The organism is Erysipelatoclostridium sp. MSK.23.31 (assembly GCF_019125875.1).
In the GTDB taxonomy this organism is placed as follows: domain Bacteria; phylum Bacillota_I; class Bacilli_A; order Erysipelotrichales; family Coprobacillaceae; genus Thomasclavelia; species Thomasclavelia ramosa.
The window spans coordinates 36,390-51,320 of record NZ_JAHOCB010000027.1; the positions used below are offsets into that span (position 1 = coordinate 36,390).

The window sequence follows — 14,931 nt, forward strand, 5'->3', positions numbered from 1 at the left end:
ATCGTTTTGGAGAAGAAAATACTCGAAGGCTTTATTTATTAAAAAGTACATTCAGTTCCTGGTTTTGGAAAATCTGAAAACAAAGAAAAATTTTTGATGACAATGAAAATGAAATCAATCTATAAATTATTAAAGTATTATTTGTATTTTGAAAAGAGGCAAAGTGCCTCTTTTTTACTGGATAAAGAAAATAGAAAGGGAGAAGAAGAAATGAAGAAAGAAAATCATGAGATTATTTGTGTTAAATTAAGAAATTCAAAGAACACTGAAACATGTATTTTAGAATGTTATGGGTATGAACATGCAAAAAAAACGATTGAAAATCAAATTGAAGTTATTAAAGATGATTGGCATGTTGTTATTGATAGTCCTATAGTAGAGCAAATTGTTAGTGAATTATATTATGAGAGTGATCAATATAAAACTGGCAAAGCAATGGATATTTTTAAAAATTACTGTGAAACAAAAATAAAGGAGTTTGAACCATATTTGTATACAGACGAATACGGTAATTCCAGAAAAGCTGAAGTGTTACTGGAGTATTCATATTTTAGAGGTTATAAAGATGGTTTGATTGTGGATGCGCCAGAAATAATTGATAGTCAGGATGGAATTGCTTATACTGCAAAGAATAGTAATATGATTCCAATTGACTGTTCTATGATTACTTTTGTAGAACTTGTAAAACAAATGGATTTTAAATACATTTCGGATAAGTGCTATGAAAACATTTTAGAGTATTGGGATGAGATATTTATGACAGAAATTTTGGAGATGAATAATGATGAAATTCAAGATGAAAATGAAGTGGAATTATAGGAGAAAGAAGATGAAAAAAGTACAAATTTTTATATGCGATGAAGAGACAGAAGTAAGTGACGAAGATGTAATAGAAGAATTATTTTATCCACTAGATTTTGGAGATGAGTAATCATGAAAAGAGAGATGAGCAAGGCAAGGCAGGCGTTAGTTGATTCTTATATAGAATCACTGGAAAAAGAAATCATACCATGGAAGCAGGGGTGGTCTACAGTCAAAAACTATAATCCTGTTACCAAAACACAATACAGAGGAATAAATCGCCTTATTCTTTATAATGCTGTTGCAAAGAATAATTATAACGATCCACGATGGATGACGTTTTCACAAATTAAAGCAGCAAATTATAAATTAAATAATGCAAAGGGCAAGGGTGTTCCATTGGAAAAATGTTCTTTATATGATATGGAGACAAAAAAATACTTAAATATTAGCGATGTAGATAAAATTGTCAGAGAAGAAAATCTCAGTCGGCAGGAAAAGTATGAACGCTTTAAGTGGTCGGTTAAAGTATTTTATGTTTTTAATGCTTCACTTATTGAAGGAATAGAACCCTACACGATAGAAGAAAAAGACATTCATATTGATGTAAATGATTTGGCCTGCAGATTTATTGATAGATATTGCAAAAATGCTAATCTTAGTATTGTTGAAAATTTTTTATGTGAGTGCCCTGTTTATAAACCAGTAAATGACATGATCTTAATTCCAGCTAAAGGTAGTTTTGATGATGAATACGAGTTTGTATCAGCGGTATTGCACGAGTGCTGTCATTCAACGATGAAAGAAAACCGATTAGGAAGAAGTTACCCTAATTTAAAAACAAATAATGAAAGATATGCATTTGAAGAATTATATGCTGAGATAGCTTCATCTTTTTTATGTGCTGATATTGGAATAGAAATAAAGCAGGAAAAGATAGATAATCATACTGCATATGTACAATTTTGGTATAAGCAGATTAAGAAAAATCCTGAAATTATATTTAGCGCTCTAAACGGTGCTGAGGAAATTTCAGAATATATAGAAGTAAAAGGTGAATTACAGGAACTGCTGATAGAATCAAAAAAAGAAATTTATACAGAATTTGATGAAGAAACCAATACATATGATTTGTGTGTTTAAAAAGAGGCAATATGCCTCTTTTTTTTGAATATGATATAATGGAGGAAAGAATAGATGCCAAAAAAAAGTATGGGAGGAAGAAAAAATGGACAAATTGGTGAAAGAAAATGGGAACAAATCTCAATATTTGATGATTACCTCATGGGGGATGTCGAAGGACAGGATGATGAATATTTTGAAAGAAAAGAACCCGCAAATGTATTTAGAATTGATAATAAACAAGACAATCAACACAGAAATCGAGGACTTGATGAAAGCTTCAGAGATAGCTTATCAGCAGATCAAAAAATTAGTGGCAGTGGAGTATCCAGAGCCACTGGAACTTTCGTTCATTCAGAAGCTGTCACTGTCGAAAATGAAACAGGACATGGTTCAAAAGAAGATGATGGAATGGTTGATGAATCAGCCACTTATCAAGAATCGACCAACTTACATTTAAACAGAGATTTTAGATTAACTGTAGAACATGATGAACATTTATCTTTAAGGGAAAAACTGAATAACAATATAAATGCGATAAAAGTACTTAGAAATTTACAGTCTAGCAGTAATTTAAGTATTTTACCTGAACAGCAGGAAGTTCTTTCTAAATATTCAGGCTGGGGTGGATTGCCACATGTTTTCAATGAAGATGATATAAAATATGCTGCCGAAAGAAATATTTTAAAACAGATGTTAACAATTAAAGAATATCAAAATGCACGTGCTTCAACATTATCGAGTTTTTATACACCTTTAGTAATTGTTGAAAAGATATATGAAATATTAGATCAGTTGGGATTTAAGAAAGGTAATATATTGGAGCCGAGTCTTGGTACAGGAAATTTTATTGGAATGATGCCTTATGATATGCTTAATGAATCTTCTATTCACGGCGTTGAACTTGATACTATAACGGGCGGTATTGCACAAATGCTTTATCCGTCTGCAAAGGTTGAAATATCGGGTTTTGAGGAGGCAAATGTACCTGATAATTTTTATGATCTGGCTATTTCAAATGTACCTTTTGGAAATTATCAGGTACACGACATAAATTTAAACAGTTATGGATTTGCTATCCATAACTATTTTTTTGCCAAATCTTTATCTAAAGTAAGAGAAGGAGGGATTATCTGTTTTATAACATCGACAAATACGATGGACGGTTCATCCAGGATACTGGAGTACATTAATTTGAGAGCAGATTTTATTGGAGCGGTAAGACTGCCGACTAATATATTTAATATTAATGGTGCTAATACTACAACCACTACTGATGTTATTATTTTGCAAAAAAACAGTAATAAACAGCCTTATAATAAGATTGAAAACTGGATGCAGTCTGAATATTTTTCATCTGAACTAAAAATCAATAAATATTTTATTGATAATCCTGATATGATATTTGGTACACCAAAGGACGAAATAGGCAGATTTGGACAACATGTAATGAGAGTCAATTATGATGGAATTTCTCTTGATGAACATTTTGCTAGAGCAATGGCAGTCCTGCCTTCAAATATATATTATGAAGCTGTTCAGGAAACTGTAGCTGATACTATTGCGATTGATAATGAATCATTTAATCTGAAACTGAATACTTATTTTGTGAAAGATGATAATGTATATATTAGAGATGAAAATTACTGCATACTGGTACACGATAATGAGTTAAATAATCTTCGTAGAAAGGAACTTATTAAAATTGCAGAGCTTGCTGAAGAAACAGTTAGTATACAGTCATCTAACAAATTCGATGAGAAGGCATATCTTGCTTTAAGAAATTCATTAAATATAGCATATGACAGTTTTATAAAAAAGCATAATTATATCAATTCCAGGGCTATTAAGAATCTTTTAGAAAGAGATCCACGGCAGTATCTTATTTTAAATCTGGAATCTAAAGGCGTAGAGGCAAATACATATATAAAATCAGATATTTTTAAAATCAGAACTATCAATCCCGTTGTTGAAATAAAACATGTTGAAAGTATACAGGATGCAATTTCTGCATCATTAAATTTTAAAGGTATGTTAGATTTAAATTATATGAGCATTATTTATGATAAAAGTATTGAAAGCATTGAAAAGGAAATGCACTCATCGGCTATGGTATTTTATGATCCTAAGGAAGAAAGGTGGCAATTAGAAAGTGAGTATCTTTCTGGAAATATTCTAGAAAAAATAGACTTTATAAGAGAAAATAATTTAATTGACAGATATGAAAAAAATATCAATGCATTGAATAACGTTATGCCTGAACCGTTGACTATTACTGATATAACTTTTCAATTGGGTGCGCCATATATACCAACACACATATATGAGGATTTCGCCTGCTACCTTTTTCGATTTGAAAATATGATGTATGATTCCAAGTCACTGACAATAAGCTTTATTAATGAAACAGGACAGTTTGCAATGGATTATTACGAGTATAGATTCTTTGGGAATAGTTTTATTGAAGATGAATGGGGAGTACCTTTATCTGAAAATATTGATACTGACGGTGTAATTAAAAGACAGCCAAGATATAATGGCTTTGACCTGCTGAACGATGTTTTGAATTCCAGAATCCCAACGTTGAAAAACTATTGGGAGGAAATAAATGAAGGTGGCATCGTAAAAACAAAAAGTGAAATTAACAGCGAAAGGACTGGACAGGCAAGAGAATTGTCGTCACAGTTGGAAAATACATTTGTTGAGTTCGTATTTGACAATGAGAAATACTGCAGAGAGATTGAAGATGAGTATAATCGACTGTTTAATGTTATAAGGCCAAGAATTTATAATGGAGAATTTTTAAGCTTTCCTGAAATGAATAACAGTTTTCAGATGGAAGAATATCAAAAAAATGCTATTGCAAGAATAATCTATGGCAAAAATACTCTTTTATCACAACAGGTGGGAGCTGGCAAAACATTCGAAATGATTGCAAGTGGTATGGAAATGAAAAGAATGGGTAAAAGAAATAAACTGCTGTATGTTGTACCTAACCATTTGATTGGACAATGGCGTAATGAATTTATGACACTATATCCACAGGCAAATATTTTGGCAATTTCTACTAATGATTTTGGCACAAAGAAAAGAGCAGATATAGTAAATAAGATGGCAGTGAATAATTATGATGCAGTAATAATGGGTCACTCGTCTTTTAAACTGATTCCTATGGATAATGAGATACAGTTAAATTTTTTGAATGAAGAAATAGATAAATTAGTAACTGCAATTGAAGAAGCAAAAGCAAATGGAAGCCATCAAAATACTGCTGTTGTTAAGTTGCTCGAACGTTCTAAAAAGGCCGTAGAAAAAAATGTAAAGAAGCTTACAGATATTAAAAGAGATCAGGGGATCACTTTCGATAAATTAGGAGTAGATTATATGTTTGTTGACGAGGCACACGAATTTAAGAATTTATATACGTATACTGCTATGTCAAATATCGCAGGTGTTCCTCAAGCTAGAAGTCAAAAAGCCAGTGATATGTATATGAAATGCAAATTTATACAAAAAAGCGGTGGTAATGTCTGCTTTGCAACAGGTACGCCAATTACAAATACTATGGCTGAGCTGTTTACAATGCAGAGATATTTACAGGAAGAGGAATTAGAAAGATTAAATATTCATAATTTTGATGCCTGGGCAAAAACATTTGGTAAAGTTGTTACTTCTCTAGAGGTATCAGTAGACGGAAGCGGATTTCAAACCAGACAGAGGTTTAACAAATTTTTTAATATACCTGAATTAATGAATTCATTTAGAGAGGTTGCAGAAATTCAAACAGAGTCGATGCTGAATAATGCACTTGAAAATTCTAAACTGCAAAGAAAAAGGGCTATACCGCCAAAACATGCGGGCGATAAGGCAAAGGTAGTTTCAATAGAACCAAGTCCAGAGTTGGAGGATTATATTGCAAATGTAGTCGAAAGAACTGAAGCAATACATAATTCGGCAGTTGCTCCATATGAAGATAATATGTTAAAGGTAACCAGTGACAGCAAGAAGGCATCAATAGATCTGCGTCTTATTGACGAAAGCTACGGTTTGACTTCAGATAATAAATTAACTGTAATTTCAGAACAGATATATAGAATATATGATGAGTACAGGGATCAAAAAGCTACTCAACTCGTTTTTTGTGATTCTTCTACTCCTAAATCACAATTCAATGTATATGACGAAATCAAAAACAATTTAATTAAATTAGGTGTAAATGATGAAGAAATTGCATTTATACATGACTATAAAACAACTCTAAAAAAAGAAAAACTTTATAGAGATGTAAATAAAGGAGAAGTCAGAGTACTGATTGGTTCAACAGCAAAACTTGGTGCAGGTACAAACGTTCAGCAAAGAATGATTGCAATTCATCATGTTGACGTACCATGGAGAGCCTCAGATATTGCACAACGAAATGGACGGGTCTTTAGGCAGGGAAATATGAATAATGAAGTATATGAATTTAGATATGCAACAAAAAAATCATTCGATGCCTACTCATGGCAACTGATAGAAACCAAGTCAACGTATATGAATCAACTGCTTGAAGGCAGTGGATGTGCACGAGAAATTGAAGAAGATACAAAGGCAACTTTTTCGTATGCAGAAATTAAAGCTATTGCAAGCGGTAATCCTTTAATAAGAGAAAAACTTGAAGTAGACACACGCTTAAAAACTCTTGAATCCAGTCTGGCAAGACACAGAAAAGCAATTAGAAAGTCACAGGATGATAAGCGTAATATGCCTGAAAAAATAAAAAATTTAGAAATGAAATTCGATCGTATAAGTAAAGACTATTCTGTATTTAAAAAGCATATCAATTTTGAATATGAAATGATTAATGAGAAAATGGATATTGATTTTAAAGTTGAATATAAAGACAAAGTCTTTACCGATTTAAAGGAGTATGGTGATTTTATCATCAGATTATCTGACATGAATAAAGAAAAAAATTCAATTCCTATTGGAAAAATGATGGGTTTTGAATTTATTCTTGATTATAATGTTGGAAATGGTTGGAATATCTGTTTTAAAGGAGCGAATAACTATCTGTACAATGCTGGATTGTTAAACGCAGTAGGCAGAGTTAATGTTGGGAGAATGATTAGAAAAATTTTTGAAATAAAAAAAGATTATGAAAAGTATTTTATACAAATTAATAACATGAAAGAAAATTATGCAAAACTTGATGATATTATAAATAAAAAATTTGAATCACAGGAAGAACTGCTTAGTTTGAGACAAAGACAAAAAGAGATCACTAATCTTTTAACTGACAATAACAATGGAGTTGTATTAGAGGAAAATGAAGCTGAGGAAATCGAACTAGAAATTTAAAAAGAGTAAGTTTTGTTACGACAAAACTTACTAAAGAACAGAAAAAGGTAAATAAAATAAAGTGAATATTATTCAAAAAATGTTCACTTTTTTGAAAAAAAATTGTGCCTTTTTGAAACAAAGGATATGCTAAGATTAGTATAGTTAAAATTATGCAATAAAGGAGAATTGTGTTATAGCAAATCTTAAAAGAGGCAAATTGCCTCTTTTTTATATTTTAACAAAGAAAGAAGGAAATAAAAGAAATGTTCAAATTCAAAAAAATGACAAACATATTAACCGAAAAGGAGGCAAAAAAAATCGCAAACGATTTCTACAGCAGAAATAACAGCAGTATGTTTAAAAAGCATGATATTTTCTTAGAGTGCTGGATTGAAGAAACAATGGACAATCAGAAATTTAAAATTGAGCTTCATACTATTGTATCACCCAATTATGATGAGTATGGTGAATGCGAATTTACCAGTTATTATGATTCATATAAAGAATTATTAGAAAAAAATATATACTGCCATATTTATAGGGCTTTAACAGATGGAGCGACTACGGTTACGCCAGCAATTGAAAATCCTAATAATTTATTAATGTCAAGAATTTTTAGCCCTATAAAAATATATATTAATTCTCAAATTGTTTTACCAGTAAAAATCATGGAACAATTAGGATGTCACGACTGGATCAACGATTATTACAGAAACAAAGCAAATATGGAATTTATAAACGTGAAATTGGGAAAAGATAAATATACAAAGCTTGCATCTCAAGAAGATTTTGATAGTGCAATAAATAATTATTTTAAGGAGTATCTCAAAAAGAATAATATTAAATTGTCTTTGAAGCAGGAAAAAAATATTGGTACTGAATTTAAGAAACTGTTAAATGATGATAATTTTAAATGTATATTAGGCTTATTTGTTACTCTAGATGAGCAGTATTGTTTCGAAAGCTTTTTTGAAAAGAATAATAAAACTGGCATAGAGCGGATTATTATTGAACATCCAGAAGAGTCTGAAAAATTCCATCATGGATATAGATGGAGCGCTTTGTATGATTTTATTGATAACCTAAGAATAAATTCAGATGAAAAGGCACTTATCATAGAAAATAGGGAAATGTTGCTGGATATATATGAACATTATCCTAATCACCTTCAAACATTGAATCATGAAATTCGAAAATCATATTTAAGTGATGAATTCGAAACGCATTTTAGATATACAGAATATGAATTTGTAGATGAAAGAGAATTATAGAAAATATAGTTAAAGTTATTAAAGAAAGTATGTAACAAAATGGAATTATATAAAAAGAGGCAATTTGCCTCTTTTTATATTTATAGGAGTGAATAAAAATGACTAATGTAAAAATATTAAGCAATTCTGAAAAAGAATACCGTAAAACTATCGTAAGTGAAATGCTCAAGGAGCTTACATGTATAGAAGTTGCAACAAATGTTTTTAATCTTACTGTTCATAAAAGCAGTAGAAGTCAACGATATCTTAAACCAGTTGAACATAGTTCGATGGTATTTGATATTTTAAAAAACAAAGTATACTGGAATGCTCGTTGCGGGTCAGTACCTTTAAATGTAATTGAGTTTTACAGTGAATACACTAATACTTCAACATATGATGCAATTAATATACTTTTAGAGTACTTTTATTCAAGAAATCCAAATGAAATTGAGCAGTATTTGTATGATTTTTCTATGGACGAAAGTCATATCAGCCAAGGACTTGTATTAACACAAAAAAACGATAATAATGAGAGAGCAATTCATTATCTGACCAATGAAAGAAAACTAAGCGATTCACTTGTTAGCAAACTAATAGAGGATGGCATTGTATATGAAGATATATATCACAATGTGGTATTTGTTGGATATGATGTAAATAATATAAAAGAAAAAAAACCAGTTTTTGCAATCCGCAGAGGTACGGGCAATTCAAAATTTCATATAGACTGTAAAGGGTCATTTAAAAATAACGGGCTATTTTATCAGAATTTTGAAGGAATAAAAAAAATTGTAGTTACAGAAAGCGTAATTGATGGACTTAGCTATATTTCTCTAAATAGAAACAATCTAACTGCTCATGTATTAATGTGCAGCGGAGTAGGTACGATGCTTAACACACTTAAATATAATTTAAAGAATAATCCTGCTCTAAAAAATTTAGAAGAAATAGAAATTATGCCAGATTTAGATGATGCTGGTGTGATAGCGGGTAATAAAATAAAGAAATGGTATGACAATGAAGGGGTGTTCAACGATAATGGTAATACAGTTTCACTAGAAATAAAAAATATACGGCTATGATGGAAAACCAAATCTTAAAATTAAGGATTTAAACGACCTTTTACGTGTAACTGTTTATTATGAAGAAAATAGAATTTTAAGGGAACAGTCAGAATTAGAAGATAGAGAAAGCAATGATAACATGGAGATGTAGGAAAAGATATATTTTGTCTTTTTTATAGGAATAATCAATTTGTGTTACATTTTATGTTTAAAGTGATATACTTATAACATAAGTATAGGAGATTGGAAATGACAGATATAGAAAAATTAAAAAAGGAACTTATAGAACAAAAACAATCAAAATTTCCTGGTAACATTTATCATGTTTCACAGGTATTGTTTGCATATAATTCAAATAAAATAGAAGGAAGTCGATTAACAGAAGAACAGACTGAAATGATATTTGAAACTAATTCTTTTTTTCCTGATAAAGACGAGAAGGTAGTCAGAGTAGATGATATTACAGAAACAGTAAATCATTTTAAACTCTTTGATTTCATCTTGGATCATATTGATGATAGGTTAAATAAAGATATGATTATTGAAATGAATAAAATTCTAAAAAAGGGAACTTCTGATGAATCAAATCCCAGATATAATGTAGGAGAATTTAAAATCCATCCCAATGTAATTGGACTGGTAAATGTTATTAAAACCTCAAAACCAGACGAAGTTGAAAGAGATATAGACGTACTCATTGAAGAGTATAACAGGCTAGGCAAAGTAACATTGGAAGATATTGTTGACTTCCATTTACGCTTTGAGAGAATTCATCCGTTTGGTGATGGCAATGGTCGTGTTGGGCGTGCGATCATGTTCAAGGAATGTTTAAAAAATAATATTGTTCCTTTTATTATTCTTGATAGGGACAAGCCGTATTATTTACGTGGATTAAAAGAATATGACAGAGACAGGACGTACCTGTTTGAAACCTGTTTAAATGAGCAGGACATATACACTGATCTATGTAAGCAGCTTTTGAATTTAGATTTTAATATCACTGTTGATAATGAACAGGATGAAGATATGGAATTATGATTAAGTTATGTAAAAAAGAGGCAAACTGCCTCTTTTTTACATACAGTACTATTTTATAAAGAAGGAGCTAATAAATGTGAAGCATGAATATATAATCGAGGAACTTGATGAAAAATACATCAATCTCTCGTGAAAACTATGCTGAAGAAGATGAAAATGAGAGAGAATTATAACAAGGAGAACAGGATGAAAAAAATTAGTTACAGTATTTTAAAGGAACTGATAGATAATATAAAGGACGATGAGGAGATTGTTATAGATGAAAATGGAATAAAAAAGGTGAAGAGAGCAAATGAACAGTATTGATGTTGTTGGAATCAGATTAGTTAAGGAAAGAGAGTTTTTATGTGAAAAGAGTATAAGAACACCGCTGGATGCTGTCGAAGTTTTAGCAAATGAATTAAAGTTTTTAGATCGAGAAATTTTAATGACCTTAAATATGAATAGTAAAAATAAAATTATTAATGCTCATGTATGCTCGATAGGAAGTGCAAATATGGGAATAGTTGATCCAAAAAGTGTCTTTAAATCAGCTCTACTATCAGGAGCAAATAGGGTAATGATTATACACAACCATCCTTCTGGTGACTGTACTCCAAGTCAGGAGGATATTGACGTGACAAATTTATTAATCAAGGGAGGGCGCATTTTAGAAATAGAAGTCCTTGATCATATTGTGATAGGTGAGAATGAATATTATTCTATTGTAGGGGATCGTCAAGAAAAATACACTGAAATAAATAATACAGATAATTTACAAAACAGTTATGAATCTTTAGAGCTGTGTGAGAATAATGACAAAAAAATTTGGTTAGAAGAAGATGTGACGGAAATGATAATTTAAAAAAGAGGCATTTTGCCTCTTTTTTACTTTGCAGAAGGAGGTAAAAATGGAAAATGTCGTAAATAGTGAGTATTTCAAATTAGCAGTTGTGTTAAAAAGTGTATTAGGAATTACTCATCATGAAATGAAAGATATCAGAGAAAATATTTCTAAATATAAAAAAAGAAAAGAAATAGTCCAGGAGATTAATGATTATCTTAATGATGATGAAATCTCTATCTTTTTACCTGATAATTATAAACAGCAGGCGCAGAGATTAGTTCTTATTTTTAATAATAACTATGATGACAATTTTATGTTGAATGAATGTAAAAAAGATACTTTTATATCAGATAATATTCTATCTTATGATAAATACATGGATCTTATTGATTTGTTAGGTGGAATAGAAAGTGATGAAGATGGCAGTCAATTTGTTAAAGTACAAGTCGATAAAATGATCAAATACTTTTTAGTTCCAGTAAGCAGGGGTGACAAGCTTTCAAAAGAAATTGTTAAAGAATATATAGAGAAAAATGCTATAAATAAGTTAGAGAAGGAAATAGAAAATGATAATGAACTCGAACTTTTGTGAGAAAAAAATCATATTTTTTATGTGAATATATTTACTATAAGCAGTTAATAGATTGGTGGTGAAATAAATGAAAAATGAAATAGACATTTTGTTGGAGGATTTTGAATATGAATTAATTTTCGGCAAACAAAGTTTACTTTTAACAGTTGAAGTCGGGACAAAAAAGATAGAAAAATACTATAAAGATAATTACGGTGATAGAAAAGCGGAAGAGTTTTTACTTAAATTCAAAAAAAATTATCAAGAGATTAAGGATGTAAGCGATCATCAGCTTAGAAGGGTAGAGAATTTAACAGAAATTTTGAATGAATTTGAAATTTCTATTTCAGAACTTCATCGAATGATAGTTGCAAAGAATTTTTGTGAATCGTACCTAAAAGACAGTTATTATACATTTTTTGATTTTGTTAAAGAAAGAGCAGATGAGTCCATTAATAAAAAAATTGAGAAACTGTTGGAAATGGAAAACTATGAGTATCTAAATAATGATTTTAAAGAGCAGGTGGTTGAATAAGAATATAATATTAAACAGCACAATGAATGATAAAGAGGAAAATTTGATGGAAAAAGAAGATAGAGTGGTGTGCTATAGAAAATTGTGTGAAGAAATTCAAAGAATGATAAATGATCTTCCAGTGCCTGAAGGAAACTGTGTACAGATAGAGAAGGCAAAGAGAGTAAGATACTTTTACATCACTGTTTATTATATGTATCTAAATAAAAATAATAATTATAACAATTTTTTTAAGTTAATGTTATTTTAGCAACATTGAAGAAAGCCCTCAAACGGAAACAGTCAACTTTTTGGATTAACTATCACAATGACTTGTTCGAGGGGATTTTGTTAAATAATATATGGCTGTGAAAAACTATAACTGCTGACAAAAAGGAAGAGGCTGTAGATTTACTTGCAGATTTAAATAGAGAGGGTAAATTAACTATTGAAGAAATCGTATTAATTATACAGGATAAAGAATATGTTCCAAGTATTGATGTCGATGTATAAATGTACAAGATGCATGTAATACACTGCCTTTTGTAAGTAATGGTTGTAAGATAAAACGCAAAAAAAATTGTGCCCTCTCTAATATGCAAATATGCTAAGATGTGTTTGCAGGTAATAAATGTAGACAATTAAATAATAGTATACTTTTGGATTAGAAAACTGTCTGTCGAAAAGCGATGTTTGCATGATTACCTGTATTTTTTTCCTTTATACAAGAAAGAGTGGAGTTCTCATCACTCTTTCTTTTTGGTTAATTTTTATTGTATTATAATGGAATCGGGGAAGAATAAAAATGAAAAGAGTTTTAACTATTTTATTGAAGTGAAGTGAAAAATACAGCAGTATGAAACAATCGATAAGACTTGGATTGATAATGTTTTAATGGAAAGTTGTTATTAATAACTTGAAAAAGAGGCAAATTGCCTCTTTTTTATAGTCAAGAAATATTTTTAGTAGATATTTTTAGTAGAAAATGAGTATTTGTATTACTAATATAATGATTTAACAAAAGAAAAAAAACTGATGAAATCAGTTTTTTTTAAATAGTGTGAATATTATTCAAAAAATATTCACTTTTTTGAAAAAAAATTGTGCCTTTTTGAAACAAAGGATATGTTAAAATTAGTATAGTTAAAATTGTATCCAAAAATTGAGAGCATTTATTGGTATTTCGACCAATGACTGCTTTTTTTATTGCAGTTATATACGTAAAAAAAATTGTGCCCTAACCTTTTTTCTTTATTGATATCATTAAATTGTAAAGGAAATATCAGGAGGAATACAGATGAGAACAATTGAATTGAATTAGTTTTAATACTACTATTTTTGTTTCTCTTTGTAGCAATGCTACCTAAAGTAGCAACAGATTTTATATGATTTGCACGGGAGGAACATTCATTATGGAAATAGGAGAACGCTTAAAGCAGTTGAGGATAAAAAGAAAGTTAACACAGTTCGAAGTAGAAGAGTTAACAGGCATAAATCGATCTACATTATCATTATATGAATTAGGAATCCGAGTGCCACCAATCGATAAGCTAATGCAGCTTGCTTTGCTATATAAAGTATCGATTGACTATTTATGTGGAATAGAGAAGTCCTATAGTGAGGATGTTGAAAAGGTAAAACAGGGAGAAAAAGCACAATGAAAAAAATGTTATTAAATTATTTAGATACAAGAAATAAAAAGATTATCGCAGGAATTAGTGTAGTGGCAGTGATTTTAGCTAGTACACTGGGTATATATGCTTTAACAAAAGATAATTTACCCGATTTCGTTCTAAGTAATAGTAAAACTATTAAATTAGAATATGGAGATAAATATTCTGTTAACGGCATGAAATTATTGAATACAGAAGGTATGGATGATAAAGATAAAAAAATATTAAAAAATGGTTTAAGTATAAAATCTAATTTTAAATATGAGGACGGTAAAGATTATCCAGCAGTTGGAGAGTATAAGATAACAATGATCTTTAATGATGATTCACTTGTTAAAAAGGTTAAAGTTGCTGATACGACTGCACCAGAACTTAATACAGAATTTCGTGATATTGATATAGTTAAAGGTACTGATCTAAATACCTATGATTTCGGCGGTCTTAATTTATTTAATGCAACAGATCTATCGCCTGTAGAGGCAGGATACGACAGCAGTGCAATTAACAGTAGTACAGTAGGAACATATGTATTAAAAGTTACTGCTAAGGATACTTCTAGTAATGAAACTACTAAAGAATTAACAGTTAATATAACAGAAACTCCAAATGAAAATCAGGAATTAGTAACAGAAACAGTAACTAATGAGGATGGAACAAAATCTATTCGCAATACATTAAGAGATAAAGCGACGGCTCAAGACGATACAGCAAATACTAAAATTAGTTCTAATTCCAGTAAAGGAAGCA

Annotated in this window: 11 protein-coding genes and 1 pseudogene; all 12 read left to right on the plus strand. The window is 30.1% G+C overall.

Annotated elements, in window-relative coordinates; all coding sequences use genetic code 11:
• Positions 1 to 210 precede the first annotated feature (210 nt).
• Complete coding sequence (locus KSU54_RS12240) at positions 211 to 819, plus strand: hypothetical protein (protein WP_147333314.1); 609 nt, start codon at positions 211 to 213, stop codon at positions 817 to 819.
• Positions 820 to 933: 114 nt separating this feature from the next.
• Positions 934 to 1,944 (plus strand): zincin-like metallopeptidase domain-containing protein, encoded by a 1,011-nt coding sequence (locus KSU54_RS12245; protein ID WP_009299770.1) that lies wholly within the window; start codon positions 934 to 936, stop codon positions 1,942 to 1,944.
• A 54-nt stretch (positions 1,945 to 1,998) separates the two neighbouring features.
• Positions 1,999 to 7,263, plus strand: a complete 5,265-nt coding sequence (locus KSU54_RS12250; RefSeq protein WP_117798660.1) for an SNF2-related protein — start codon at positions 1,999 to 2,001, stop codon at positions 7,261 to 7,263.
• Between the two features lie 245 nt (positions 7,264 to 7,508).
• Positions 7,509 to 8,516 (plus strand): hypothetical protein, encoded by a 1,008-nt coding sequence (locus KSU54_RS12255; RefSeq protein ID WP_117792002.1) that lies wholly within the window; start codon positions 7,509 to 7,511, stop codon positions 8,514 to 8,516.
• A 98-nt stretch (positions 8,517 to 8,614) separates the two neighbouring features.
• A complete protein-coding gene (locus KSU54_RS12260) occupies positions 8,615 to 9,580 on the plus strand; it encodes a DUF3991 domain-containing protein (protein WP_029482363.1) in 966 nt (321 codons plus the stop codon).
• A 231-nt stretch (positions 9,581 to 9,811) separates the two neighbouring features.
• Positions 9,812 to 10,600, plus strand: a complete 789-nt coding sequence (locus tag KSU54_RS12265; protein WP_034559970.1) for a Fic family protein — start codon at positions 9,812 to 9,814, stop codon at positions 10,598 to 10,600.
• Positions 10,601 to 10,892: 292 nt separating this feature from the next.
• On the plus strand, positions 10,893 to 11,444 hold the full coding sequence (locus KSU54_RS12270; protein WP_009299783.1) for a JAB domain-containing protein: 552 nt from the start codon (positions 10,893 to 10,895) through the stop codon (positions 11,442 to 11,444).
• 46 nt (positions 11,445 to 11,490) lie between these two features.
• On the plus strand, positions 11,491 to 12,018 hold the full coding sequence (locus KSU54_RS12275; RefSeq protein ID WP_009299784.1) for a hypothetical protein: 528 nt from the start codon (positions 11,491 to 11,493) through the stop codon (positions 12,016 to 12,018).
• A gap of 67 nt (positions 12,019 to 12,085) precedes the next feature.
• Positions 12,086 to 12,532 (plus strand): hypothetical protein, encoded by a 447-nt coding sequence (locus KSU54_RS12280; protein WP_029482367.1) that lies wholly within the window; start codon positions 12,086 to 12,088, stop codon positions 12,530 to 12,532.
• 46 nt (positions 12,533 to 12,578) lie between these two features.
• Positions 12,579 to 12,782 (plus strand): hypothetical protein, encoded by a 204-nt coding sequence (locus KSU54_RS12285; protein ID WP_147336597.1) that lies wholly within the window; start codon positions 12,579 to 12,581, stop codon positions 12,780 to 12,782.
• Between the two features lie 1,141 nt (positions 12,783 to 13,923).
• Positions 13,924 to 14,172 carry a helix-turn-helix domain-containing protein gene (locus KSU54_RS12290; RefSeq protein ID WP_008791071.1) on the plus strand — a complete coding sequence of 83 codons (249 nt, stop codon included), beginning with the start codon at positions 13,924 to 13,926 and terminating at the stop codon, positions 14,170 to 14,172.
• Positions 14,169 to 14,931 (plus strand): annotated as a pseudogene (locus KSU54_RS12295) (L,D-transpeptidase family protein); the annotation flags it as partial. The gene KSU54_RS12290 and the pseudogene KSU54_RS12295, both read left to right, overlap by 4 nt.